25 protein-coding genes and 10 tRNA genes are annotated in these 25,944 nt (G+C 45.2%); 23 read left to right on the plus strand and 12 right to left on the minus strand.

Annotated features, from left to right (window positions below; translation table 11 throughout):
• Positions 1-6: 6 nt before the first annotated feature.
• The 12 genes from ACSW3C_RS16310 to ACSW3C_RS16365 all read left to right on the plus strand — a co-directional run bounded on the left by ACSW3C_RS16310 (position 7) and on the right by ACSW3C_RS16365 (position 2,446).
• Positions 7-82, plus strand: a tRNA-Phe gene (locus ACSW3C_RS16310).
• A 10-nt stretch (positions 83-92) separates the two neighbouring features.
• A tRNA-Thr gene (locus ACSW3C_RS16315) sits at positions 93-168 on the plus strand.
• 7 nt (positions 169-175) lie between these two features.
• Positions 176-260: transfer RNA gene (locus ACSW3C_RS16320), tRNA-Tyr, on the plus strand.
• 7 nt (positions 261-267) lie between these two features.
• Positions 268-341, plus strand: a tRNA-Trp gene (locus ACSW3C_RS16325).
• A gap of 24 nt (positions 342-365) precedes the next feature.
• Positions 366-441 (plus strand) — tRNA-His (locus ACSW3C_RS16330).
• A gap of 52 nt (positions 442-493) precedes the next feature.
• Positions 494-569 (plus strand) — tRNA-His (locus ACSW3C_RS16335).
• A 6-nt stretch (positions 570-575) separates the two neighbouring features.
• Positions 576-647 (plus strand) — tRNA-Gln (locus ACSW3C_RS16340).
• Positions 648-651: 4 nt separating this feature from the next.
• Positions 652-726: transfer RNA gene (locus tag ACSW3C_RS16345), tRNA-Gly, on the plus strand.
• A 10-nt stretch (positions 727-736) separates the two neighbouring features.
• Positions 737-810, plus strand: a tRNA-Cys gene (locus tag ACSW3C_RS16350).
• A gap of 31 nt (positions 811-841) precedes the next feature.
• Positions 842-922, plus strand: a tRNA-Leu gene (locus ACSW3C_RS16355).
• A gap of 131 nt (positions 923-1,053) precedes the next feature.
• Positions 1,054-1,557, plus strand: coding sequence for an RNA polymerase sigma factor (locus tag ACSW3C_RS16360; protein ID WP_486563882.1), 504 nt, complete (start codon positions 1,054-1,056; stop codon positions 1,555-1,557).
• Complete coding sequence (locus tag ACSW3C_RS16365; RefSeq protein ID WP_486563884.1) at positions 1,544-2,446, plus strand: hypothetical protein; 903 nt, start codon at positions 1,544-1,546, stop codon at positions 2,444-2,446. Before ACSW3C_RS16360 ends, ACSW3C_RS16365 begins: the two co-directional genes overlap by 14 nt.
• Before the next feature lie 99 nt (positions 2,447-2,545).
• Here ACSW3C_RS16365 and ACSW3C_RS16370 read toward each other — a convergent pair whose 3' ends face one another.
• Positions 2,546-3,241, minus strand: coding sequence for a B3/B4 domain-containing protein (locus tag ACSW3C_RS16370; RefSeq protein WP_486563885.1), 696 nt, complete (start codon positions 3,239-3,241; stop codon positions 2,546-2,548).
• 53 nt (positions 3,242-3,294) lie between these two features.
• Here ACSW3C_RS16370 and queG point away from each other — a divergent pair, with 53 nt between their 5' ends.
• Together queG and trmL are read left to right on the plus strand one after the other, a co-directional pair.
• Positions 3,295-4,422 (plus strand): tRNA epoxyqueuosine(34) reductase QueG, encoded by a 1,128-nt coding sequence (queG, locus tag ACSW3C_RS16375; RefSeq protein WP_486563886.1) that lies wholly within the window; start codon positions 3,295-3,297, stop codon positions 4,420-4,422.
• A 15-nt stretch (positions 4,423-4,437) separates the two neighbouring features.
• Complete coding sequence (gene trmL, locus ACSW3C_RS16380) at positions 4,438-4,911, plus strand: tRNA (uridine(34)/cytosine(34)/5-carboxymethylaminomethyluridine(34)-2'-O)-methyltransferase TrmL (RefSeq protein ID WP_486563888.1); 474 nt, start codon at positions 4,438-4,440, stop codon at positions 4,909-4,911.
• 251 nt (positions 4,912-5,162) lie between these two features.
• Here trmL and ACSW3C_RS16385 read toward each other — a convergent pair whose 3' ends face one another.
• Positions 5,163-6,464, minus strand: coding sequence for an NCS2 family permease (locus ACSW3C_RS16385; RefSeq protein WP_486563889.1), 1,302 nt, complete (start codon positions 6,462-6,464; stop codon positions 5,163-5,165).
• A 150-nt stretch (positions 6,465-6,614) separates the two neighbouring features.
• On the opposite strand from ACSW3C_RS16385, the gene ACSW3C_RS16390 reads away from it, so the two are divergent.
• Together ACSW3C_RS16390 and ACSW3C_RS16395 are read left to right on the plus strand one after the other, a co-directional pair.
• On the plus strand, positions 6,615-7,448 hold the full coding sequence (locus ACSW3C_RS16390) for an aldo/keto reductase (protein ID WP_486563890.1): 834 nt from the start codon (positions 6,615-6,617) through the stop codon (positions 7,446-7,448).
• Positions 7,449-7,524: 76 nt separating this feature from the next.
• On the plus strand, positions 7,525-8,463 hold the full coding sequence (locus ACSW3C_RS16395; protein ID WP_486563891.1) for a methyl-accepting chemotaxis protein: 939 nt from the start codon (positions 7,525-7,527) through the stop codon (positions 8,461-8,463).
• A gap of 41 nt (positions 8,464-8,504) precedes the next feature.
• Here the strand turns inward: ACSW3C_RS16395 and ACSW3C_RS16400 are convergent, their stop codons facing one another.
• Genes ACSW3C_RS16400 through ACSW3C_RS16410 form a run of 3 tightly spaced genes read right to left on the minus strand, consistent with a single transcriptional unit; the run spans position 8,505 to position 10,257 of the window.
• Positions 8,505-9,353, minus strand: a complete 849-nt coding sequence (locus ACSW3C_RS16400; protein WP_486563892.1) for an RluA family pseudouridine synthase — start codon at positions 9,351-9,353, stop codon at positions 8,505-8,507.
• Positions 9,350-9,829 carry a thioredoxin family protein gene (locus ACSW3C_RS16405; protein WP_486563893.1) on the minus strand — a complete coding sequence of 160 codons (480 nt, stop codon included), beginning with the start codon at positions 9,827-9,829 and terminating at the stop codon, positions 9,350-9,352. The genes ACSW3C_RS16400 and ACSW3C_RS16405 overlap by 4 nt, the downstream gene beginning before the upstream one ends.
• Positions 9,826-10,257 (minus strand): disulfide oxidoreductase, encoded by a 432-nt coding sequence (locus ACSW3C_RS16410; protein WP_486563894.1) that lies wholly within the window; start codon positions 10,255-10,257, stop codon positions 9,826-9,828. Before ACSW3C_RS16410 ends, ACSW3C_RS16405 begins: the two co-directional genes overlap by 4 nt.
• A gap of 128 nt (positions 10,258-10,385) precedes the next feature.
• Here ACSW3C_RS16410 and ACSW3C_RS16415 point away from each other — a divergent pair, with 128 nt between their 5' ends.
• Positions 10,386-11,927 (plus strand): GNAT family N-acetyltransferase, encoded by a 1,542-nt coding sequence (locus ACSW3C_RS16415; RefSeq protein ID WP_486563895.1) that lies wholly within the window; start codon positions 10,386-10,388, stop codon positions 11,925-11,927.
• 75 nt (positions 11,928-12,002) lie between these two features.
• Positions 12,003-12,377, plus strand: a complete 375-nt coding sequence (locus tag ACSW3C_RS16420) for a CopG family transcriptional regulator (protein ID WP_486563896.1) — start codon at positions 12,003-12,005, stop codon at positions 12,375-12,377.
• A 90-nt stretch (positions 12,378-12,467) separates the two neighbouring features.
• On the opposite strand, the gene ACSW3C_RS16425 is transcribed toward ACSW3C_RS16420, so the two are convergent.
• The 4 genes from ACSW3C_RS16425 to ACSW3C_RS16440 form a co-directional block, all read right to left on the minus strand.
• Positions 12,468-12,599, minus strand: coding sequence for a hypothetical protein (locus tag ACSW3C_RS16425; protein WP_486563897.1), 132 nt, complete (start codon positions 12,597-12,599; stop codon positions 12,468-12,470).
• Between the two features lie 56 nt (positions 12,600-12,655).
• Positions 12,656-12,943 carry a hypothetical protein gene (locus ACSW3C_RS16430; protein ID WP_486563898.1) on the minus strand — a complete coding sequence of 96 codons (288 nt, stop codon included), beginning with the start codon at positions 12,941-12,943 and terminating at the stop codon, positions 12,656-12,658.
• A 151-nt stretch (positions 12,944-13,094) separates the two neighbouring features.
• Positions 13,095-14,150, minus strand: coding sequence for a ribosome small subunit-dependent GTPase A (gene rsgA / locus ACSW3C_RS16435; protein ID WP_486563899.1), 1,056 nt, complete (start codon positions 14,148-14,150; stop codon positions 13,095-13,097).
• A gap of 264 nt (positions 14,151-14,414) precedes the next feature.
• Complete coding sequence (locus ACSW3C_RS16440; protein WP_486563900.1) at positions 14,415-15,755, minus strand: hemolysin family protein; 1,341 nt, start codon at positions 15,753-15,755, stop codon at positions 14,415-14,417.
• A gap of 169 nt (positions 15,756-15,924) precedes the next feature.
• Between ACSW3C_RS16440 and chrA the strand changes: the two genes are divergently transcribed.
• The 4 genes from chrA (at position 15,925) to ACSW3C_RS16460 (ending at position 22,753) form a co-directional block, all read left to right on the plus strand.
• Positions 15,925-17,100 (plus strand): chromate efflux transporter, encoded by a 1,176-nt coding sequence (gene chrA, locus ACSW3C_RS16445; RefSeq protein WP_486563901.1) that lies wholly within the window; start codon positions 15,925-15,927, stop codon positions 17,098-17,100.
• Between the two features lie 682 nt (positions 17,101-17,782).
• Positions 17,783-19,522: an ABC transporter ATP-binding protein gene (locus ACSW3C_RS16450; RefSeq protein ID WP_486563902.1), complete on the plus strand. Its 1,740-nt coding sequence runs from the start codon at positions 17,783-17,785 to the stop codon at positions 19,520-19,522.
• Between the two features lies 1 nt (position 19,523).
• Entirely contained in the window at positions 19,524-21,275 is a 1,752-nt protein-coding gene (locus ACSW3C_RS16455; RefSeq protein WP_486563903.1) for an ABC transporter ATP-binding protein, read from the plus strand.
• 221 nt (positions 21,276-21,496) lie between these two features.
• A complete protein-coding gene (locus ACSW3C_RS16460; protein WP_486563904.1) occupies positions 21,497-22,753 on the plus strand; it encodes an MFS transporter in 1,257 nt (418 codons plus the stop codon).
• A gap of 589 nt (positions 22,754-23,342) precedes the next feature.
• Here ACSW3C_RS16460 and ACSW3C_RS16465 read toward each other — a convergent pair.
• The 3 genes from ACSW3C_RS16465 to ACSW3C_RS16475 all read right to left on the minus strand — a co-directional run bounded on the left by ACSW3C_RS16465 (position 23,343) and on the right by ACSW3C_RS16475 (position 25,473).
• Entirely contained in the window at positions 23,343-23,882 is a 540-nt protein-coding gene (locus ACSW3C_RS16465; RefSeq protein ID WP_486563905.1) for a GNAT family N-acetyltransferase, read from the minus strand.
• A gap of 1,191 nt (positions 23,883-25,073) precedes the next feature.
• Complete coding sequence (locus tag ACSW3C_RS16470; protein WP_486563906.1) at positions 25,074-25,223, minus strand: hypothetical protein; 150 nt, start codon at positions 25,221-25,223, stop codon at positions 25,074-25,076.
• A 46-nt stretch (positions 25,224-25,269) separates the two neighbouring features.
• The gene (locus ACSW3C_RS16475; protein WP_248513249.1) at positions 25,270-25,473 is read right to left on the minus strand and encodes a YheE family protein; all 204 of its coding nucleotides are present in this window, start codon (positions 25,471-25,473) and stop codon (positions 25,270-25,272) included.
• Between the two features lie 77 nt (positions 25,474-25,550).
• On the opposite strand from ACSW3C_RS16475, the gene ACSW3C_RS16480 reads away from it, so the two are divergent.
• Positions 25,551-25,940: a ferritin-like domain-containing protein gene (locus ACSW3C_RS16480; RefSeq protein WP_486563908.1), complete on the plus strand. Its 390-nt coding sequence runs from the start codon at positions 25,551-25,553 to the stop codon at positions 25,938-25,940.
• Positions 25,941-25,944 lie beyond the last annotated feature (4 nt).

Genomic DNA, 25,944 nt, shown 5'->3' on the forward strand with positions numbered 1-25,944 from the left:
ATTTGTGGCTCAGTAGCTCAGTCGGTAGAGCAAAGGACTGAAAATCCTTGTGTCGGCGGTTCGATTCCGTCCTGAGCCACCATTTATATCATGCCGGTGTAGCTCAATTGGTAGAGCAACTGACTTGTAATCAGTAGGTTGAGGGTTCAAGTCCTTTCGCCGGCACCATGCTCTTGGTGGGGTAGCGAAGTGGCTAAACGCGGCGGACTGTAAATCCGCTCCCTCCGGGTTCGGCGGTTCGAATCCGTCCCCCACCACCATTTAAATAGGGGCATAGTTTAACGGTAGAATAGAGGTCTCCAAAACCTTTGGTGTGGGTTCGATTCCTACTGCCCCTGCCATTACTGTTTTAATTCAATATTATGGCGGTCGTGGCGAAGTGGTTAACGCATCGGATTGTGGTTCCGACATTCGGGGGTTCGATTCCCCTCGTCCGCCCCATCTATGCTCAGTATTAATTCAGTCTTAATTAATGTCATCCAATTTTATTATGGCGGTCGTGGCGAAGTGGTTAACGCATCGGATTGTGGTTCCGACATTCGGGGGTTCGATTCCCCTCGTCCGCCCCATTACTTTGGGGTATAGCCAAGCGGTAAGGCAACGGACTTTGACTCCGTCATTCGTTGGTTCGAATCCAGCTACCCCAGTTTCGCGGAAGTAGTTCAGTGGTAGAATACGACCTTGCCAAGGTCGGGGTCGCGGGTTCGAATCCCGTCTTCCGCTCCACTTATTCTACGGCGGCATAGCCAAGCGGTAAGGCACGGGTCTGCAACACCCTTACCACCGGTTCGATTCCGGTTGCCGCCTCCAAGTTTTATGACGCTGTTGCAAAACTTCATATGCCCGAGTGGTGGAATGGCAGACACGCCGCACTCAAAATGCGGTGCCGCGAGGCGTGCCGGTTCAAGTCCGGCCTCGGGTATCCACTAAAAAAGATACAACTTCGGTTGTGTCTTTTTTTCTATCCTCTTTTTTTCCGTTTCCTATTTAATTCTCCGAATCCACTGTAATGAATCCGCATTTCGTTCGTCTACTTACTAGGAGGGGATCCACGTGCCGGATAGGGTTGAAGAATGGTTTCATTTATATGAGCGGGATCTGACCAGTTATCTCGTTTATTTTACAGGGAGCTTTGATGTGGAGGATTATGTCCAGGAGACCTTTCTCATCGCTCTGCAAAAACAAAGATCTTTTCATCAGCGCTTCCATCCAAGGACTTGGCTTATCTCCATTGCCCGTAATCACGTATTGGACACGTACCGACGCAAAAGGTTATGGGAGCGGTTAATGCCCTTTTTACATGCTTCTCCACCTGTGCAGGCGTCCTTGGAGGCTGCCCTGATTGCCACAGATGATCAACAGACCTTGTACCACGCCATATCGCAGCTCTCCGCTCGTTACAGAGACGTGGTCATTTTACGAGGGATTCTCGAGCTCTCTGTCAGCGAGACGGCGCAAGTCATGAATTGTTCTGCCAATCATGCTCGTGTGCTGTTTCACCGAGCTTTGGCAAAGCTGAGAAAATCCTTGGAGGAGGTTCCATATGAAGAAGCCTAAAGATGACTTGGAAGAGAGATTGAATCGCTTGCCTACTTTCACTTTGCCAGAGGAACAGAAGGCCAGGATTCTGCAGTCTCTCCAAGGCCACTCTCACGAAAGGAAAAAGTATTCCTTCCGTCCTTTCTTTGTTTGTGCAGCCTTGCTCTGCATTGCTTTTCTGTTATTTGTCCCGCTTCGAACGAATCTTTCCCTCACCGGCGACGGGCAATTGACACTTCCGCCCGGCAAAGAACTGGAACAGTTCCTTATGTCTCCTCGCCAACAGGAAGTATTAGGGATTGAAGGCCGTTTTGCGATGCTTGGTTCTCTCAAACCATTTGTCGCAGAGGATTGGAGGAGAGGAGCGAAAATCATGTTGTTCTTCTGGGGGGAGCCAGCCCAACTTGTTGACAAGCCATTCCGTATGGAAGCTGTCCATTCCAACCAGGCAATCACACTAGCTGAAGGGGTGCTGAGCGGTCCTCTGAACGATTCTGAAGATGCACACGTCCTGACGAGATTTACACCATTCCCGGAAGAAGGACGTTGGCATGTCAAGGTATATGTAAATGAAGAAGTCTTTGAGACGTTCGATTTGGATGTACTGCCTCCATTTCCAAAAACGAAGCATTATACGCTAGAAGATTCTCCTGCTGAGTTGGAGACAGGAAAAGAGGTAGACATCAGTATCGAACGGTTCGGAGAGAGTAAGAAGGAGATTCAAGTCGAACTTCAGAATAAAAAGGGTAAAGTGATTGATAGACAGTGGTTCAAAGAAGATGGAGAATTTATCGATGCTAGAGGATCCGGTATTTTGCATACTTTCACAGGGAAACTGACATTTCCGGAAAAGGGTACATGGATACTCGTCATTGATGGGGAAAAGACGCAGCCATTCAAAAATTGATTCATAAAAAAATGCAGTCATTCAAACATTGATTCAAAAAACGCTCTCGCCTATGAAGGCTGGAGCGTTGTATTATGGAATTTCTTATACAGTTAGTGCTTATTCAGGAATGACGATGGACCTTAGTGCAGCATGTAACACATGCGTTGTAGCGTCTCCGCCACTGATCGAGGTGAACATGTTAGCAGCGGCGTTTGTCAATTTTGCAGCGTTGTCTAGATCAAGAGAAGGGCGCAGAAACAGCACTTGCAAAGCGGATGTCGTTTCTTCCGTTACTGCAGTACGGATGGAATCAACAAACGGGCTGCCGAACGGACTATACTCATCTCGCAGGACTAACATGTTTTCCAGTGTGTTAAAACGGCCGTTCAGCCCATCATATCCTGCCGCCTCATCACCTACTGTCAGCATAACGTCACCTACGATTTTCTTCCGATCATAAATGCCTGCAGGAATTTGATATTGCAGTGAGAAGAAATTGTTCAAATCGACGGCACTATGATAGGGTGCTATGTAATTCTGCTTATTTATTCTCCGATATAATGCCTCTACGGAAGGCCGGTAGCGGCTCGCATCGGCTCCAAATGCCTTCCAGACCGTTCTCCATTCATTGATTCCAGGAAAATCGGTCAGCTGTTTGTCTTCTAAATCAAAAAACAACTGCTCCTGAAACAATTGCAACCGCCCTTTTAACATTTGAGGCGATTCTGATACTGTTATTTTGTTATAATAGATAAGGCCGATTTTCAAATCGGGCATGGCATGAAACAATTTTTCATCCATTTCTAGTTTCAATGAAATCACCCTTGTCTTTTTGTTCAATCTTACCATAAGGGAGGCGAATCTGTATGAATGTCGCTCAGTTCCAACAAGAGATCTGTGACTATGCAAAAACAATAGGCATCGATAAAATCGGCTTTACTACCGCTGCGCCTTTCCGGGAATTGAAGAACCGGCTGAGACGGCAACAGGAGCTCGGCTACCAATCCGGTTTCGAAGAGAGTGATATCGAAAAGCGTACGAATCCAGTTTTATTGTTGGATCAAGCTGAAAGTATCATTTCAATCGCCATTGCCTATCCATCCAAAATGGAACATGCCCCGAAGGGAAGAAAAGGTGAAAGACGGGGAATCTTTTGCAGAGCTTCATGGGGATTGGATTACCATGTCGTCCTGCGCGAAAAGCTCGAGTTGCTCGAGACATATATGAAAGAACGGATTCCCGGCGTTCAGTGCCGATCCATGGTAGATACGGGAGAGCTTGTCGATCGGGCGGTTGCGGAACGGGCCGGAATCGGCTGGTCTGCCAAGAATTGCTCTATAATTACACCGGAGTTCGGCTCCTATGTCTATCTGGGCGAGATGATCACCAATATACCATTTGCTCCAGACGAACCGATGGAAGACGAATGTGGCGACTGCACGCTTTGTCTGGACGCCTGTCCAACCGGTGCCTTAATACAAGGAGGACAGCTGAATGCCCAGCGTTGTATTGCTTTTTTAACACAGACGAAGCAACCGATACCAGAGGAATTTAGAAAGAAAATCGGGAACCGGATTTACGGCTGCGATACATGCCAGACGATTTGTCCGAAAAATAAAGGCAAGTATAATATGCATCAGGAAGCTTTTCAACCGGATCCCGAACTGTCAAAACCAATGCTTGAACCAATGCTTTCCTTAACAAATCGGGAGTTTAAAGAAACTTACGGCCATATGTCCGGCTCTTGGAGAGGGAAGAACCCGATCCAGCGAAACGCGGTCATTGCATTAGCGCATTTTAAAGAGGAATCAGCCGTTCCAACATTAGCGAAGTTATTGCAAACAGATGCGAGGCCGATGATTCGAGGTACCGCAGCGTGGGCATTAGGTGAAATTGGCTCCGCTGAAGGACGGCTTGCATTGGAACAAGCATTGGCGACCGAACAGGATTCCGGAGTGCTCACCGAGGTGAGACAAGCACTACAGATTACTTGAAAGAAGGGCTATATTATGGCGATACATGTCGCTCTATTTGAACCGTTGATTCCCGCTAATACGGGTAATATCGCAAGAACATGCGCGGGAACCGGAGCAAAACTTCATCTGATCAAGCCTCTCGGATTTTCAACAGATGATAAAATGTTGAAGCGGGCGGGCCTCGATTATTGGGAACATGTTGAGATTACGTATCATGAAGGCATACATGAATTTTTTGCAGCTTATCCCGATGGGGAGTTTTATTTCATTACGAAATTCGGGAAGCAAACGTATTCTGACTACGATTTTACCGACAGCTCCAAGGATATCTTCTTTGTTTTCGGCAAAGAGACGACAGGGCTGCCGCCAGAAATCATTGAAACGCATAGGGAGAATTGCTTGCGCATTCCGATGAATGGCAATATCCGCTCGTTGAACCTCTCGAATACGGCTGCCATTTTAATTTATGAAGCGCTTCGTCAGCAGTCATTTTTGGATTTGACATAAAGAAACGGGACAGCCAATTGGCATGTCCCGTTTTCTCATTGCATTATTTTTTTACTTTGCCTGGTTTGTCTTCATAGCCACCAGTTAAAATCGCAGATAGGAATGCGAAGCAAACGCCCATGATAAGGATAAGTTTCATCGGAAGTACCTCCTGTAAAAATCATTAGTCCTTCATTTAGTATACATGAATCTCATGTGAAATGAAATGAATGATGCCAATATTTGTGACAAGAAACGCAATAATTATGACATCAATGAGGCAGGAATAACAGCTGGTATGCGAATAACACAGCAAAGAAATACAATAAGAGCGGAACTTCCCGCCATTTGCCTTTCACAACTTTTAAGATTGGATACGTGATAAAGCCAAGCGCAATTCCCGTTGCGATGCTGGATGTCAAAGGCATCGTCAAAATGACAAGAAACGCAGGAAACGCTTCATCAAACGAATCCCAGTCAATATGCTTCACGGCACCGATCATCAAGCTGCCGACGATAATCAAAGCAGGTGCAGTAATAGCTGCCACATTCGAGAGAGCGCCGACTACCGGGCTAAAGAATGCCGCAATAATAAAGAAGATGGCGACTGTCAAAGTGGTGAGACCGGTCCGTCCGCCAACAGCTACTCCTGACGAGGATTCTACATAAGCGGAAGTCGGGCTTGTCCCTACCATAGCGCCGGCTGTTGCAGCAATGGAGTCTGCCAATAAAGCATGTCTTGCACGCGGAAGGGATTTGCCTTTCATTAAACCTGCCTGCTTCGCGACACCAATCATCGTACCTGTCGTATCAAACAGCGTCACAATTAAAAAGGCGAAAACAACACCATATAAGCCATGGCTGATGACATCGCCAACCGCTTGAATCGGATTCCAAACAAGAATGCCTTCCGGAAGATGAGGGACTTTCCATGGGGCCCCTTCAAAATGCAATTGCTTCGTAAAGAAGGCGACGATTCCGGTGGCGATCATGCCGATAAAGATGGCGCCATAGACGTTTAACGTCATCAGGATGACAGTTACAATCAATCCGAATAGCGTCAATAAGACAGGCGGGGAAGTTAAGTCACCAAGCCGGACAAGCGTCGACTCGTGAGAAGCGACAAGCCCGGATAGGCGCAAGCCTAAAAATGCGATAAATAAGCCAATGCCTGCTGTAATTCCATGCTTCAAATTTTCCGGAATGGATTCAATTAGTTTCTCCCGAAACGAAGTCAGGGATAGAATAATAAACAGCAAACCGGCGACGAAAACGGCAGAAAACGCTGCTGTATAATCAAGGCTGCCGTCGGAACCGATGACGACCGATGCAAAATAAGCGTTCAACCCCATGCCAGGAGCGATGGCAATCGGATAATTAGCACATAACGCCATCCATAACGTACCGATGACCGTTGCAATAATGGTCGCTAGAAACACTTGGTCAAAAGGCACGCCAGCATCCGATAAAATAATTGGATTGACGATGACGATATAAGCCATCGTTAGAAACGTTGTCATGCCTGCCAATAATTCAGTTTTAATCGATGTATTATTTTTTTCTAGTTGAAACAATGGTTGTACCCCTTTCAATAAAACACGAACATTTTTATTATCCTTATACATAATATTCGTTTCTTTGATTTTTTGCAATGACTATCCTAACAACAATAGGAAAATTAGAATGAAATCGGTACAATGGTACATATATAAGGAGGTTGTGGAATGGGTTTTATTTATCAAGAGAAAATTACATTGGCAAATGGTGTCAAGATGCCTCAACTCGGATTGGGAGTTTACAAAATGACCGATCCGGAAGAAGCGATAGCTGCGATATCGTATGCATTGGAACTTGGCTATCGGGCGATTGACACAGCTGCCATTTATGAAAATGAAGAAGAAACAGGCGAGGCTATTACGTATTCTGGTATCCCAAGGGAACAGTTATTCATCACCTCGAAAGTGTGGAATACCGATCAAGGCTATGATGAGACATTACGTGCGTTTGAAAAATCGTTAAAGAAGCTGAAGTTGGATTATTTAGATCTATACTTGACGCATTGGCCCGTAGCAGGGAAATATCAAGATACGTATAAAGCAATTGAACGTTTGTATGATGAGAAGCTGATTCGCGCGACTGGGGTTTCCAATCATCATGTGCATCATTTAGAAGAAATCTTATCGGAAGCGTCCATTCCTCCAATGGTTAACCAGGTTGAATTGCATCCTCTTTTATCGCAAGTCCCTTTGCGCTCTTATTGCGAGCAACATGGCATCGAGGTCACCTCTTGGTCGCCGCTCGCCAGGGGCCGGATTTTAGCGGATGAAACATTAGTGGAAATCGGCAAGGCTCACGGCAAGACACCAGCACAGGTCATTATTCGTTGGCATTTGCAACATGGGTTGATTGCCATTCCAAAATCAGTGACGAAGGAACGAATCAAGGAAAATGCCAGTGTCGCAGACTTTGCACTTTCGCTTGAGGAGATGCAAAGGATCGATCGATTAAACAAAGACGAACGGACTGGAACGAATCCAGAAAAATACGATCAGCTTTAATTGGGTATTTATACCCTCTGACTTTTCTCATAATAAACCGATATATAAAAGTAGAGAATAGACAGGGGGAATTAGAGTGTTCAGAAGCAAGAAGAGTGTAAGCCATGATGAGAGTTACTTGAAAGAGATCGAGCAATTGAAAGAAGACTATAGACGGAAAGAAGTAGAGGAAGCGGCACGGCTTGACGAGTTGAAAAGTGAACTGGAGGCAGCCGTTTCACAGCATGAAAAAGTGAATGCACAACATAATGTGTTGGGTGAAGCCGTTGCCCAAATCGAAGAGAGATTTGATAAAGTCGAAGGTCTAAGTGACAGCTCGGCTGTGAAATCAGAAGATCTGTTTGAAAAGGGACGTTCGCTAGAAGAAAAATCAAATCAGATGGTGACAGAGGCTTCAGAAGGGGCGAAGGAAGTCCATGGAACGGCGGATGTCATTAACCAACTAGGCGTACAAATCCAATCTTCTGAGCAAAACATGACAAACTTAAGCACTCGTTCTGTTGAAATTCAATCGATTGTTGGTGTCATTGAAGATATTGCAGCGCAAACGAATTTATTGGCTTTGAACGCTTCCATCGAGGCGGCGCGTGCAGGGGAATCTGGCAAAGGGTTTGCGGTAGTTGCCCAAGAAGTGAGGAAGCTTGCGGAAAGCACATCAAATAGCACGGCGAATATCCAGACATTGACGAACGCGCTTCGTGAAGAGATTGAGCAAGCATTGCAAGCGACACGGAAAAGTGCGCAGCTGGTAGAGAAAGGCATGCAAGTCAGCTTGGAAACAGAAGCGAAAATTGAACGGATTTTGCATACGGTTGAGGACAGTCAAACAGATATTACTGCCGTGCAGGACATGATTGAAGAACAGAAGAAGCTGTCGAGCAGCGTGAAGCAGGAGCTTCTCGAAGCGAAACAATTATTTGCGGAAGCGCACGCATTAATCATGGAGCATATTGATGACGCGAAAGAAGTGGACATGCGCCTGGAGAATGGTATCAAGCAGCTGGCGTATAATTGATTCCATAGAAAAAGCCGGAGAAATGGCTCTCCGGCTTTTTCTTATTCAATTGTCAATGATTCTTCCGTCATCGGATGGACAAAGGAAACTTTGACTGCGGTCAAGCGATATTGACCATCACCTGTTTCCGTGCCGCCGTATAAAGTGTCTCCTGTAATCGGATGGCCGATATGGGAAAAGTGGACACGGATCTGATGAGTTCGTCCTGTATCCAGTCTGGCTTCAATAATTGTCGAGTTCTCAAGCCGCTCTAGAATGCGGAAGTGGGTCGTAGCGGATTGGCCGCCTGGTGAGACCCTTCTCCGGGTTGGATGATGCCGGTCCCGTCCAATCGGGTACTTCAGCGATCCCCTCATACGGTTTAAGCGACCATCGACTTCCGCCACGTACGTCCGGGTCACTTCGTTCTGTTCCATCATCCGGTCAAGCAGCCCTTTGGCAATGGGGTGTTTGGCGACGACAATTAATCCACCTGTCCCTTTATCAAGCCGCTGCACATGCTCGGCATAGGTTCCTCCACTGCGTTGAACATGCCCCATGACCTGATTCATGAAGGTTCCAGTGCCATCTGGAAGATCTGGATGCGTTGCGATTCCGGCTGGTTTTCTTGCGATGAGAAGATGTTCGTCCTCCCAGACTACTTCAATTGATCCCGGATCCTCGGGTACATAACTTGATGTGATATCTGGAAAAGTGAATTTGAGAATAGTCCCGCTTTCAAGCGGCTCTCTCCAGTCAGCGGAAACTCCAGACGAATCATAAATACTTTTCGCCATCCGCATCTGGTGAACCGTTTTTTTGCCCACGACCCACTTATCTTGAAGCAATCTTTCAATGGTCAGCCCATCTTCTTTTAATGAATAATGAAATGTCGGTGTGGCTATCATCATTTTCCTGTATGTTCCTTAAGAAATTCTTCGATGGCTTTTTCAGGTTCTTCTGGCGGCAAACCAACAAGCCTGCCGACTTCTTTTCCGTTCTCATATTGAATGAGGGCCGGCCAGCTTTCAATTCCATATGGAGCCGCTTCTTTTTCAAACTCAAGCAGATTGTATTGATAGACATGAATCCCTTTATCTTTTGCGATCGGCATAAGAATTGGTGTCATCTTCATGCAAAACGGGCACTGAGGAGAAAAGAAATAGGCAGTAACTGGTTCCCCTGATTTGATCTTTTCCATCAGCTCATCAGGAAGGACGATATTGCTGTAATTTTTATTGCCAAGCAAATTTATGGTGGATGGTTCCAGTTCCTTTGTTCCGTAAGGGTTGTCCTTTAATTTTTGTTTGTTTGATTGATTCGTCAAGACGACAATCAAAACAAAGATGGCGATGATGACACCACCGATAATAAGCAGTTTTTTCATTTGGTCGAAACTCCTTTTGCCTGTTTTAGTAAGATTAGGCTTGTAATTAAAATAAGTAAAAATGCGACGAATGCCATAAATGGGATTGTAATAAATCCTAAATAATTGACGTATTGCCCTGTGCAAGGGATATTCCTGCAGGCGGGTGCGTGACTTTGGAAAAATGAGAGCTTTTGGATGCTGTAATGGTAAAGCGATGTACCTGCTCCGATAACTGAAAAGACGGCTGTCGTCATTGCAATTCTGGCATTCTTCTGAACTAGAGCAACTCCAGATATGAGAACGAGCGGATACATGAGAATCCGCTGATACCAGCAGAGGGTACAAGGAGTAAATCCTTTAATCTCTGAGTAATATAAGGACCCCAGTGTGGCAATCAATGAAACGGTGAAAATGAAAAGAAGTCCATTCTCCTGTCGTTTATCCAATATAACGAACCCCCTATCTTGCAGACTTCTCTTTGATTATAGAGTGTCCCATCAGGGCTGTAAATTATTCACTCTTTCATGACTTGTTAGCAAGCAAGTTGGGTAAACAAATAGGAGAGGTGATAGTAGTGAGTGAACAATTTGATTTAACTTCATTTGAAATGAGCATGGTAATCAGGCAAATGGAGTACGAGGACATTGCAAAAATACTAAGCATGCAATCTGTCTGTTTTCCAGGGATGGAGCCTTGGAAAAGGGAGCAGCTGGAAAGCCATCTGGACATTTTTCCGGAAGGCCAATTTGTGGCGGAACTCGATGGCGAAATCATCGGCTCCTGTTCAAGCTTGATTGTTAACTTTGACGAATATGATGACCGCCATACATGGGATGATATTTCTGATGGGGGTTACATAACCAATCATAATCCGGAAGGGTACAATTTGTATGGCATCGAAGTGATGGTCCATCCGGAGTACCGCAGAATGAAAGTCGGACAGCGTTTGTATGAAGCGAGAAAAGAGCTTGTCCGTCAAATGAATTTAAAATCGATTATTATCGGCGGGAGAATCCCGAATTATCATAAATACGCAGCAGAATTGTCTCCGCGCGAATATGTTGATGCGGTGAGCCGGCATAAAATCTACGATCCGGTTCTCTCCTTTCAATTATTAAATGATTTTACGTTAATGCGAATCAATCCGAACTATTTGCCGGATGATAAAGCTTCGAATAAATATGCGACATTGATGGAATGGAATAACGTCGATTACCGGGCAATGACGAAGCGGCATTTTAAAACGAGCTTTCCGGTGCGGATTTGCGTCGTCCAATATTTAATGAGGAAGATCTCCTCGTTTGACGACCTTGCCAACCAATGTGAGTATTTTGTGGATGTCGCTTCCGATGCCGGTTCTGATTTCGCTGTGTTTCCAGAGATTTTCACGACACAGTTGATGTCATTCTTAGATGAACGCTCTCCAAGCCAGGCAATCAGAAGGCTGACAGAATATACGCCGCAATATATCGAGCTGTTCACCAACTTGGCGGTTCGGTATAACGTTAATATCATAGGCGGCTCTCATTTTGTGGAGGAAGACGAAGAAATTTATAATGTGGCATATTTATTCCGCCGCGACGGTTCGATTGAAAAGCAATACAAGCTCCATATTACACCGAATGAACGAAAATGGTGGGGGATCAGCCGAGGAGATTCCGTCCGCGTGTTTGATACGGACTGCGGGAAAATTGCAATTCAAATCTGTTATGACATTGAATTTCCTGAGCTGGCCCGCATCGCTACGGATAAGGGAGCGAAAATCATCTTTACGCCGTTTTGCACAGAAGATCGTCAGGGCTATTTGCGCGTTCGATACTGTGCCCAGGCACGTGCGGTCGAAAATCAGGTATATACCGTCATTTCCGGTACGGTAGGCAATCTGCCCGAAACAGAAAATATGGACGTGCAATACGCCCAGTCGGCGATATTTGCCCCGTCTGATTTTGAATTTGCAAGAGATGGAATTGTAGGCGAGACGCATGCCAACGTAGAAATGGTGCTAATCGGAGATGTCGATCTTGAGATCTTGCGACGCCAGCGCCAAAGCGGTACGGTCAAGCAATTGAAGGACCGTCGGCCGGATATCTATCGAGTGGAATATTTGCGTGACTGAAAAAACATCTGTAAACCTTCCATATGGATGGTGAATATGATATAGTGAAAGGAGAAAGGGAAAGGGAGGATGCAGATGGTGGAGTCTGAAAAGATTACAATTAATATGAATGTCGTCGATTTGGGAAAGGTAGATCTGTTAGTAGAGCAAGGGTTTTATTCCAACAGGACAGATTTCATCCGGACGTCGATCCGAAACCAGCTCGCGACGCATGCGGCAGAAGTACAGGAGATTGTCGTGAGGAAGTCATTTGTTGTCGGCGTCATGCGGTTGAGCCGCGAGGATTTAATAAAGCACGCGGAGCATCACACGAAAATAGACATTAAAGTGGTCGGTCTATTGATTTTGGACAATGACATTGATGTGGATCTGGCACAACAGACGATCGCTTCCGTGCAGGTGAATGGGGTATGGAAAGCGAGCGCGGAACTGAAGGCGGCTTTGGGTTAGTTGTCATATGGAAAGTAGAAACGAAAAGTGACCTGCAGATTGTTTGCTGATTTGCAGGTCTTTTTTTGTTTGGAATTAATTTATCAGTTCTTAGAAAGTGCTCATATCCGTCGGCGAACCACTCGTATCCGCCGCCGAACCACTCGTATAATCCAGTAACCGCTCGTATCCGTGTGCGAACCCCTCGTATATTCTTCTAACCGCTCGTATCCGCCGCCGCACTACTCGTATATTCCTCTAACCGCTCGTATCCGCCGCCGCACTACTCGTATATTCCTCTAACCGCTCGTATCCGCCGTCGAACCCCTCGTATATTCTTCTAACCGCTCGTATGCGTCGTCGAACCCCTCGTATATTTCCGCAACCGCTCGTATCCGCCGTCGAACCACTCGTATATTCCCGCAACCGCTCGTATCCGCCGCACTACTCGTATATTCCTCTAACCGCTCGTATCCGCCGTCGAACCCCTCGTATATCCCGGCAACCGCTCGTATCCGCCAGCGAACCACTCGTATATTCCCGCAACCGCTCGTATCCGCCGCCGAACCACTTGTATATTCCTGCAACCGCTCGTATCCGCCGCCGAACCTCTCATATATTCAGGCAACCTCTCCTATATTCCAACCGGTCCAAGCCCCATCCATAAACAAGCCCTATAACAAAGGACTGTGTAGAAAATCAGATTCCGCTGACTTTCTGCACAGTCCTTATGTTTCGTTATCTCTTTTTTTGAGTTGCTTTCTTTTGTGTCTTCCGTTCTTTCGCTTCGGATTGCTTTAATTTCCGTTCTAGGAAGGCGAGTTCTCTTTGTAATTTTAAATAGCTGTCATAGCGCTCAGCGGGTAATAAACCTTCGGCAATGGCGGTTTGTACGGCGCAGCCGGGTTCTTTTTTATGCTGGCAGTCGCTGAACTTGCAGGAACTGGCGAGCTGGTCGATGTCTTGGAAGCTTGCGTCCAAGCTGTCACCCTGATCCCAGAGCTGAAATTCACGCATTCCTGGTGTGTCAATGAGGATGCCTCCGTGCGGCAAAAGCAGCATTTCCCGGTGGGTTGTGGTGTGCCTTCCTTTGGCATCATCTTCACGAATATTTTGAATCTCCATCTTGCCGTCTTCTAAAAGGGCGTTGGTCAGGGAAGATTTACCGACGCCTGACGATCCGAGAAGGGCAGCGGTTTTTCCATTTTGCAAGATCGCTTGCACTTCTTCGAGTCCTTCTCCTGTATGATTGCTGACTGCGATGATATCTGTTCCGGGAGCAATCCGTTGTGCTTTTTCAATAAAGACTTCTGCATCAGGGCATAGATCTTTCTTGGTCAATAGGATGATCGGCAACGCTCCTGAATCGTAAGAAGCAATCAGATATCGTTCGAGTCGTCTTTCATTGAAATCCTGATTCAGTGACATAACGAGGAATACGATATCGACATTGGTTGCGATGATCTGTTCTGTTATGGTCATGCCTGCGGATTTTCTTGAAAAGAGTGAAGTCCTGGGGAGGAGGGAGTGGATAATTCCCCGTTGCTCGCCTGGCATCTTTTCTACCGCCACCCAATCACCGACTGCGGGGAAGTCCCTTCGTTCGCTCGCCATATGTTCCATCGTGCCGGAACAGACGGATAGCCATTCGCCTTCTTCAGTGATGACGCGGTACATTCTTTTATGTTCAAGTGTAACTCTTCCGGGTAATGATTTCTGTTTCATTCCTTCGGGTAATGCAGACCAGTCCTGCTCCCGTAATTCTGTCCAACCTAGCTGTTGTAAGTTTGTCATTCAAAAGCCTCCTGTTTTGTGCGAATCAAAAAACCGTGGGTCCTGGATCGGACACCACGGCTTTCACGCGCATAACAGAATAGACATATCGATCAGTGCGATAGGTCAGGTGAAAGCATGGGTCCGATCCACATTACAAATAATTGAGTGTAAGTAGTAGTCTTTTTCATATGCCTTCACCCTCCTTCTATCAGTTGAACTAACAATAGCAAAAATATCCACAGCCGTCAATATGGTGAAAAAAAAACGGCGAGATGCCGTTTTTTATGATTCATAGGATAGATCGGATGAATCGCTTACTTCTTCTTTCTCGTGTTTGATAGCTTCCAAGTAAAGGATATGATGGCCTTCCACATCTTTTACTGTGAATTCATAGCCTTGTTCAATGATCTTTTCACCTGGGATTGCTTCAAAGCGTTCAGACATGAACCAGCCGCCGATCGTATCAATGTCTTCTTCGACGATATGGGTGCCAAGCACATCATTGACATTTTCGATCAGCATTTTCGCGTCGAAAATATAGTGGTCTTTATTAATCATTTGGACTTCCGGTATTTCATCCATATCAAATTCATCTTGAATTTCCCCGACGATCTCTTCGAGTATGTCTTCTATCGTTACGAGACCGGATGTCCCGCCATACTCATCCATCAACACAGCCATGTGGATTCGTTCCCGTTGAATCTTCAGCAAAAGATCGCCGATGGACATCGTTTCGATGACGCGGATGATCGGTTGCATGTATTCAATAACCGGCTGTTTACCGGTCGTCGGGTCTTTGATGTAGGCGGTCAACAGATTCTTCATATTGATGAGACCGATGACATGGTCTTTATCTCCGTCTGTTACGGGATAGCGCGTATACTGTTCCACGCCGATCATTTCAAACACGTCTTGTAACGTCATATCTTTTTCGATGGTCATCATTTCAGTCCGCGGCACCATGATTTCGCGAGCGACGCGGTCATCGAATTCAAAGATGTTATTAACGAATTTGTATTCGGCTGGATTGATCTCTCCGCCTTTCAGACTGTCAGACAAAATCATGCGGAGTTCGTCCTCGGAGTGGACTACTTCTGATTCGGATACTGTTTTGTAGCCTAGCATATGTGCGATTCCTCTTGCAGCGCCATTCATTCCTTTAATAATCGGATACATGACATTATGGAAAATGATCAATGGTCGTGAAAAGGATAGTGTAATCGCTTCGGCACGCTGTATGGCAATGGTTTTCGGAGCCAACTCACCGACTACGACATGCAAAAATGTCACGATTGTGAATGCAATTGCAAAAGAAAGGAATGTTGTCACATTCGGTGTCAAATCAAAATGGGAAAAAACTGGTTGTAAGAGCAGCTTGACTGTCGGCTCGCCTAACATACCGAGTCCTAATGCTGTGATGGTAATGCCCAATTGGCATGCCGACAAATATTCATCCAAGTTGCTGACCACTTTTTTCGCGATCATGGCTTTGCGGTTTCCTTCTGCGACAAGCTGATTAATGCGTGTTGTCCGTACTTTCACTATTGCAAATTCACTCGCAACAAAAAATGCGGTGAGAGCGATCAAGGCAGCAAATGCTGCCAATCGTATGGCAATGTCCAAATAAGTTTACTTTGCTCCGCGCCCGAATGAGGGGTAGAACAAAGTACACACCTCCTGTATAGGTAAAATAGTTAGTTAAGATTATGATAAATTATTTACAAGAAAAAAACAAATGATTTTGCCCGATTCAGGTATACTGGATGGAAGAGTGAAAGGGGGAGGATTTCGAATGAATACATCAAGGTATTGGGAGATCTTAAAGGCATCCACTAAGCTTGGGCTGACGTCATTCGGCGGTCCGGCCGCTCACATCGGATATTTCCGGGATGAATATGTGAAAAGGAAAAAATGGCTGGATGATAAGATGTATGCCGATCTCGTGGCGCTTTGCCAATTTCTGCCCGGACCGGCAAGCTCTCAGGTCGGCATTGCCATCGGTCTGATGCGCGGGGGATTGTTTGGCGGCCTGTTATCATGGATAGGATTCACTTTGCCATCTGTTCTTTTATTGATGGCATTTGCTTATCTCATGTCCAATGCGACGTTTGATATTGGTTGGCTGAAAGGATTAAAAATTGTTGCGGTTGCTGTTGTCGCGCATGCGTTGCTCGGGATGGGCAAAACGTTGACACCGGACCGGCAACGGATCACAATCGCTGTGCTGGCAGCCGTAGCTACATTATTAATGCCAACTGCATTTGGACAAATCATGATCATCGTGCTTGCAGGAGTGCTAGGATTTTATTTGTATAGGAAAGAAAAGACCGATGTAGTGAAGGATTTGTCTCTTTCCTTCGGGAAACGGATTGGAATGGCTGCATGGGTTGTATTTTTCGGACTGCTGGTCGCTTTGCCGCTGCTGCGTCCGTTATGGAATCATTCATTAGTAGCTATTTTCGATATTTTCTATCGGGTTGGTTCCATAGTATTCGGCGGAGGGCATGTTGTTTTGCCAATGCTGGAAAGAGAGATTGTGCCGGGGGGCTGGATGGATGCCGAGACATTCATCGCAGGTTATGGAGCTGCGCAGGCAGTGCCAGGTCCACTTTTCACCCTTTCCGGCTACTTGGGACAATACATGGATGGACCTGTCGGAGCGCTCGTTGCAGTTACGGCTATGTTTCTGCCTTCGTTTTTGCTTGTCATAGGTGCCCTTCCTTTTTGGTCGGCCGTTCGTTCGAAGCCAGGCATCCAGGCGGCATTAAAAGGAGTAAACGCGGCAGTAGTCGGCATTTTGCTGGCGGCTCTATACAATCCAGTATTTACGAGTTCCATACATAAGCCAGTCGATTTTGCCATTGCGTTAATTGCTTTTGCCCTGCTCGTCCATTATAAGCTGTCTCCATGGATTGTCGTCATTGTTACGACAATTTTAGGCGCTACGGCATTTTCGCTGTTTGGCTGAATGAATGAAGGGTTTTCATCATAGGATAGGACGGTCAAAAAAATACCAGGAGCGTTTTTCGCTCCTGGTGCATATGTTACATTGCCGTGGGGTTGTATGACGTCAAGGGGAATGGCGCCAACTTATCTTGCTAGTAACAGTATAATCAGAAATGTTGCAAACTATTCGCTGCAATCGGGAGACCTTTTCGGCCTTGCTCTATCATTACCCGGCGAGGACGTGGCTGAAACCAGGCAGGGCATAGTCCGAAGAACAAGAAAAGTAGGAAATTAGTGTCCAACTTTTTCCGATATTTTATTGACAAATGTAAATTGAACATGTAATGTAGAATTATTCGAAAATCGAAATAGTGAGGGAGGTGCGGAAAATGAAAACTTTGCAAACTGGATTTCAACATCTACAATATCATATTCCGTGCCGGCCAACTCGTTGAATTATAACTAATTCATATTTGGACGGCAAACAGCCGTTCCTTTTTTGAGCACACGCTTATTGTAGGAGGCGTGTGTTTTTTTGTCTTTCCAAATATGGAAATTGGGTGTTTTCACGCTATGCGTGTGACATATAAAAATACGAAGGAAAGGAGTGCTGGTGATGACTTTCATCAAACAGCAACGGAAATTATTAAAAAAGGAATCTCTTGAAAGTGGATAGTTACGAATCAAGGAAGAGGTAGATACGTATGTTTTCGGTTTTATTTAAATTAAAGTGGTTTTTCAAGGAGAATCGCAAGCGGTATACGATTGCGCTCGTTCTCCTAATGATTGCGAATGTGCTTGTCATTTTGCCGCCGTGGATTATCGGCCAGGCAATTGACGCTATCCATACGCAGACGATGACGACCCATCTATTGGCACTGTTCATCGGCGGAATGTTCTTGATCATGCTCGTATCTTATGTCGGAAACTTTGTCTGGCAATACCAGCTGTTTGGAGGAGCCTATGTCATTGAGCGGCAATTGAGGACTCGATTAATGCGTCATTTCCTAAAGATGACACCAACATTTTATGAAAAGAATAAGACGGGTGATTTAATGGCCCGTTCTACAAATGATTTGCGTGCTATTTCTGAAACAGCCGGCTTTGGTATTATGACGCTGATCGATTCGACTGCTTATCTTGGCACATTGATTATTACAATGGGATTCATTATCTCGTGGAAGCTGACACTCGTCGCCATCTTGCCGTTGCCGATTTTGGCATATAGTTTGCAAGTGCTTGGCAAGAAAATTCACGAACGGTATATGGTCGCGCAAGATGCATTCGGAGATTTGAATGACAATGTCCTCGAGGCGGTCGCAGGTGTCCGTGTTGTTCGGGCTTATGTGCAAGAACGTGCGACGGAACAACGGTTTGCGGATATGACAGAGGATGTCTATAAGAAAAATATGCATGTCGAAAAGATTGACGCGCTCTTCATGCCGTTTTCCAAAACATTTACGGCTTTAACGTATATGATCGGGCTTGGTTACGGAGCTTATCTCGTATCGACTGGAGAGATTACGCTTGGAAAGCTCGTTACATTTAACGTCTATTTAGGGATGATCGTCTGGCCGATGTTTGCAATCGGGGAACTGATCAACGTATTGCAAAGAGGGAATGCTTCCCTAGACCGTGTCATGGAGACGCTGGAGTACGAAGAAGATGTGAAAGATCCTGAGAAGCATATAGATGTAGAGAAACCGGAAAGTGTCGGCTTCAACGATGTCAGCTTCCAATATCCGATGTCGAGTGCAGTCAACCTCGATCATATCGAATTACGGCTTGAACGCGGGCAGACTCTCGGGATTGTCGGGAAGACAGGAAGCGGGAAAACGACGTTCGTTAAACAGCTATTGCGTGAGTATCCTGCTGGGGAAGGGGATATTGCGTTCTCGGATGTTTCGCTTCATTCATTAAGGAAAGACCAAGTGCGCGACTGGATCGGCTATGTTCCGCAAGATCATGTGCTGTTCTCGCGTTCGGTTCGGGAAAACATCTTGTTTGGCCGTCCAGAAGCGACAGAGGCCGATATCGCAGAAGCTATTCGACTTTCACACTTCGAAAAGGATTTGCAAATGCTTCCGGCTGGTCTTGAAACGCTCGTCGGTGAAAAAGGTGTTGCCCTATCTGGAGGACAGAAACAACGGATTTCCATTGCCCGTGCACTCGTGAAAAATCCTGAGATACTCATTTTAGATGACTCGCTTTCCGCCGTGGATGCGAAAACGGAAGCGAAGATCATTGAGAATATCCAGACGGAACGGGAAGGCAAGACGACCATCATTACAACGCATCGCCTTTCCGCCATTGAACATGCGGACTGGATCATCGTCCTGGACGATGGCAAGGTCATTGAAGAAGGAACACATGAAGACTTGCTTACGATGAATGGATGGTACAAAGAGCAATTCGACCGCCAGCAGATCGGGGAGGTTGAATAAGATGGGTACAGGAAAACGCTTATTGCATTATGCGTTGTTTTATAAAAAGCTTCTTATTACAGGATTGGTGTTGCTGGCGTTTGCCGTTGGAGCTGACTTGATGGGTCCATTGATTGCGAAAAAGATCATCGATGATCATATTGCCACATCGGTGGATCAGTCAATCAATTTCACACCAATTGCTAAATTACTTGCCGTCTTCTTCGGATTGGCAGTCGTGACAGCTATACTGCGTTATTTTCAATACTTGCTGTTGCAGCAGGCGGCAAACCGCATTATCCAAAAATTGCGGAATGAGCTGTATGCTCACATTCAAAGACTTCCGATCCGGTACTTCGATAATTTGCCGGCAGGGAAGGTAGTCGCGAGAATTACGAACGATACGGAAGCAATCCGTAACTTGTATGTGACGGTTGTATCGCAATTCGCAATCAGCGGCATGTATATGCTCGGTATTTTCATTGCACTCTTCTATTTGGATCCGAAGATGGGGGCGATCACCCTTTTCGTCTTGCCTGTCCTGTATATTTGGATGAAGGCATATCGTAAATTCGCTTCCAAAGTGAACCATATTATCCGAAGCAAGAACAGTGAAATGAACGCGATGATCAATGAATCCATTAATGGGATGACAATCATCCAGGCATTCCGTAGGGAAAAGCAGATGGATTCGGAGTTCAATGCTATCAATGACGAGCATTACACGTATCAAAGCAAGTTATTGAAAGTGGAGGCGGCGACGTCCCATAACTTGGTTGATATTATCCGCTCACTCGCTTTCGTGTTCCTTATCTGGTATTTCGGCGGGGCTTCATTAAATGCTGAAAGCGTTGTGTCTGTCGGGTTGCTGTATGCGTTCGTTGATTACATTACGCGTTTATTCAACCCGATCACAGGTATCGTCAATCAGTTTGCCCGGTTGGAACAGTCGCTTGTTGCTGCCGACCGTGTCTTTGATTTGATGGATCGCAACGGGGAGCCGGTCAGTGATGAAAAGATTGCCCGCTACCGTGGAAACGTACGCTTCGAGGATGTCTGGTTTGCGTATAAAGAAGAGGAATATGTGCTGAAGAATATTTCATTCGAAGCGAAGCAAGGTGAAACGGTGGCGCTGGTTGGCCATACCGGATCCGGAAAAAGTTCGATTATGAACTTGCTATTCCGTTTCTATGATGTATCGAAAGGTCGTATTACCATAGATGGCAAGGATATTGGCCAGATTCCGCGCCAGACGATCCGTGACCATATGGGAATCGTTCTACAAGATCCGTATTTATTCAGCGGAACAGTCGAGTCGAACATCAGCCTCGGGGATGCACGCATTTCCCGGGAAAAGGTTCAGCAATCGCTTGATGCGGTAGGCGGCGAACGCGTGCTGAAGCACTTGCCGGGTGGCATTGATGAGCCGGTTGTCGAAAAGGGAAGTACCCTTTCTTCCGGACAACGGCAATTGATTTCATTCGCGCGGGCATTAGCCTTCGATCCAGCCATTTTGATTCTGGATGAAGCAACTTCGAATATTGATACAGAAACAGAAGAAATCATCCAGCATGCGATGGATGTGCTGAAAAAAGGACGTACGACATTCATTATCGCTCACCGGTTATCGACAATTAAAAACGCGGATCGGATTCTCGTCTTGGACCGCGGAGAAATTGTGGAGCAGGGTACGCATGATGAATTGCTTGCTCTTGGCGGCCAGTATGCACAAATGTATAAATTGCAGGCGGGTAATGGCGCGAAGGTAGGATAAAGGAAAGGAGGCTCGGTAATGGGCCTCCTTTTTGCGTGCAATCGACCAGGTTCAAAGGCTTTTAGAAAAGCATGAATGAAGGCAGACGGAAGGTGCTGCAACAGGTTAATTGGCATAACCAGTTTTACGTCTGCTAATTCTCCAATTCTACTTGCGAAACTATTCAGTAACACGTATATTTAGATTATCGAAATAGTGTGCTAGGAAAGTTGGAAACGAAAATGAGATGGATGTCGGACTGGAAACGGAATTTCTTATCGTTTAACCGGAACGTCCGGTTTTTTATGTTAGGCAATATACTCATCCAAATTGGGATGGGTGTTTTTATGGTGATGTACAATTTATACATCCGTGAGCTTGGCATGCCGGAGACGGTCAACGGAAAGGTCATTTCCATGACGGCTACGGCTTCGGCGATCATGCTCATTCCGGCAGGTTTCTTAAGCGATAAAATCGGAAGGAAATGGCTGATTGTCGGAGGAGCCGTCTTAACAGCTTCGACTTTGTTTTTCAGGGGAGCGGCGGTGACAGAAGCTCCGATTATTACGGCAGCCTTTCTAACGGGGCTTTTCATGGCGTTCGTCCAAGTGTCTGGGATTCCGTTTTTAGCGGAAAATTCATCTCCTTCCGAGCGGGTCCACCTGTTCAGCGTCAACTTTGCCTTTATTACCATTGCCAATGTTTTCGGCAGCCTGTTTGGCGGAATTATTGCCGATGCCTTGGAAAGCCTGTTGAAAATGAGCACTGTGGATGCCATTCGTTATTCACTATATATTGGAGCAGCCATTTTTACGGCTGGGCTCATTCCTTTCTTTCAATTGAAGGAGAAGCAAAAGGAACATGCTGAGCAGAAAAGTGAAAGAGTCTCTAAACAGCAGCAAGCGGACGACAGCTTAAAACGTAATTTAATAGTTATTTTCCACTTCTCGTTCGCGGGCTTACTCATCGGTTTTGGATCAGGCCTAGTTGTTCCATATTTGAATCTTTATTTTGCGAATCGCTTTGGCGCCAGCAATTCCTATATCGGCTTGGTACTGTCGCTGGGCTCTGCGATGACAGCGGTGGCGGCGATGATTGGTCCTGCCCTGTCCAGAAGGATGGGGAAGGTAAAAGCTCTCATTCTCTTTCAAATGCTGTCCATTCCGTTTTTAATTTTAACTGCCTATACGACTTCCTTATGGCTTGCGTCGCTCGGCTTTTTAATGCGTCAGGCGTTAATGAATGCGGGCAATCCGATTCAAAGCGCAGTCGCGATGGAAGTGGTATCTGATAAATACAAGGGGCTTGCCAATTCGACGAACCAGATGGTTTTTAATTTAGGGTGGGCGACAATGGGGCCGATTGCAACGGGGCTCGTCGTCTCGCAAGGCACGTATTGGGGATATGCCTACGCCTTCACGATCACAGCCGTGCTTTATGTCATTTCATCTACTTATTATTATTTCATTTTTGGCCGCAGGAAATTGGAGGATGAATAAATCAATCAAAACTACAGACGAAATTTGTCTGTAGTTTTTTAGGTTTGAACTGATGTGTGAAATAATGCGCGGGTGGGCATCGCTTAGTGAGATTTTGGACAGTCATCATAAGGGCTAGGTAGACTTTTTATACATGATGCTGAGGAGTGTATTGATAATGAAATTAGTAGAAGTAGATGTGTGAATTGTGATCGAATATCTATTGAGCTTTTCCCTGAAGGTACTGACTTTAGTAAGTTGAATACTGATTTCGAACATGATTTCGATTGCAGCCAACTGGACTCAGAGGATGACTGTTAGAGATCCCTAATTTATCAGCTACCTCTTTCCTGGTTTGGCGTATTGATAGACGGAATTTAATTTATTATCGCAGGCATTCTATGGTGAAAGTGTACGGTAAGCACAGCCCGTAAGGTAAATATCTATATACCTGTTGTAAAGGCCCTACGCCACCCAAAACAGCTAATCAATTTCATAAACTCAGCAACGGATCCCTCTCCGGTTGGAGCCGCTGCTGTTTTTGCAATTTTGCTATTGACTTCGCATAGTTGGTCTTATACTGTACGATGCACTATTCAAATTGTTAGCTTTATAATCCGAGTCTGGCACCTACTTCTGCATACTCTATATCTTTTCTTTCTGCATTCCAATTACCCAATGTTTGTCCGTCCCATATCGCTCCTGTTTCAACGAAACCGACAGACGCATACAACTTCCGGGCGGCTTCGTTTACCATCCAATATGATGTAGAAACTGCATCGGCTTTTCCTTGTGGAAACGACTTTATGTAATCAATAACTTTCATCATTGCTTGTTTGCCAAATCCTTTGCCTTGATGCTTTTTATCAATCATAAAGCGATTAAGCCCATAAGTAGATTTATCTCCATATTTTTCACATAAAAATGCACTTTCCGCCAGTTCGAAAAATCCAATATCGACATATCCTATGACTTCATCATTGTTGCATATAGCGAAGATCATAGGAGGTTTTTCGTCGTTGAGTATCTTTACATAGGCTTTAGCCAAACAATATATGCTGGGATCCACATTTCCTTTCTGCTCGTCTGTTATGCTTAACTTCAACACTGCCTCAAAATTATCGTGGGTAATTTTTCTTAATTCAATCATTTTTCTTCCCTACTTCCGAAAATATAAATTCGCTGCATCTGCCCGTAACGCCGTTCCCGTCCCTAAGGGCAAGGGTGAAGCGCAGCGCCGACATTTTTACTATCTTTCAAGACGGGTCCTTTTTTATATAAAATTACCTCCTATTCTGTAATGTAATTACAATTATAAGTAAGCTAGAAAAGATAATCAAACTCATTATCTAAAAATTTTAAAAATGAATCCTTGGATGTAATTAATTTATTAATTATTGAAGTGGGATAGTAAGAATAATATATGACAAATTATAACATAAGGAGTTTATGAATATGAATTAATATCCATTTATTTACTCGTAACTAATGTGGAACACCCAGTACAATAAAATCCGAAACACGAAACAACAAAGAACAATGGTTCCTAAAAAGGGATCCGTTGCTCTTTGTTGTAGAGAGACTTCTTAACGACGCCGTATACGACTGCGCAGACCATCAAAAGGTACTTCTTTATAATTAACGATAAATAGTCACCTGAATGTTCAATTCGCGATGCAACCCATTTTATCGATGTCGTGGAAGTCATCATGGTAAAAGAACTCAATTCGGGATCCGGAATATAATTCATGATCGTTTAAATGGAAGCGCCCGCCAGAATTCCTAACAAGGTCTCCTTCAGTAATTACTTCTTTGTCCAGGTAATCTAAATCTGAAGATATAGTGTCCAATTGTTCAACAATCGAGAAATACTCTTCATCCAAAAGACTCATAATCATCAGGATCGATCGGGAAATGAAACTCACCATGTTTTTCGTAACCGGAGTCACGAATTATTTGTTTACTACATAGCCATATTAATTGAAAGCGGGGCGTGGCCATTTTCTTGAAGTAATTTGAGTTCGTTTTTGTCGGTAGAGGAAACGAGTTAATATGCGCGTATGCTGGCTTAATGGCGGGTACGAGAGCTTAATGCGCGGGTGGGCACTTATGCGCGCCTACACCTGTCAGTGGGTGCGGCGAGAATCGCGGGAGGATCCGTGGGAATGCAAGATATTAATCGAACAGAATGCCGTTGACCAATCAGGGGCTTGCATTTTATTAAATGAGGATATGGTTCTTTGATTGAAGGGAATAGGGAGAGCGTGGTAACAGGAGTTTCTGATATTTGCCGACATCCAAAAGGGTTGGAATTCAGTTCGAATTCCCAACCCTTTTGTCATTAAAACCGTTCAGGCTGCGTTTCTTTCCAGGCGTTTTGCTCATTCGGGACGCGGCTTTTGTCTTCAAAGACATTTTCGGTTTTTTGGTTCTGGATTTTCAATTGCTCTTTTTCTTTCCGCAATTGTTCCGGTGTTTTTTCTTTATCCATCATATCTCCTCCTCATCGGAAGGTAGTATATGTGGAATTCATTCTTTCATTCATAGACGTGAAACGTCATGAGCTCATGGATCATTTTTTTGACGGTCTCTTCTTCAGGTGGTGTGTCTCCGGTCCATCGGATTTCGCCGTCCGGCATGTAATCTCCTGTGTAGCGTTGTTGTTGATAGAAAAAAGAGAACGTCCAGCCTGGCAGTGTGCCTTCCGTATACATCGGTTTATAGTTGAAATGCTGCAGCAATGAAATCGCTCCTTTCATATGGCAGCTTTCCCATGCATAGAGTGAAGAAATGAGAGCGAAAGGATGCTGCCGTGTTTGTGAATCAATTGAAGCAGGCCATCGAGGACGAATATCGGTCCTATTATTTTTACAAATCCATGTATGAGCAGACAAATAATCAATTGTGGCGGGATTTCATTCAACATGCGTACGAAGATGAAAAAAGCCATTACGAGATGATGCAACAGCTCTATTATATGATGACCGGGACATTTGTTCAAAATCCTAGAAAACCGGTTGCATGCCATGATTTGAAAGAGTGCGCAAGGCGGGCGCTTGTCGATGAACTGGATTCCGTCGAGCATTATAAGATCATGCTGCTGAGTATACCATTTCAACAGGCACACAATCCAATTTTCATTGCCATGCATGATGAGATGGAGCATGCCATCCGAATGACGGCGATTTACAATGCATTGGGTGGATAAAAGA

The organism is Sporosarcina sp. AD_1 (assembly GCF_057373025.1).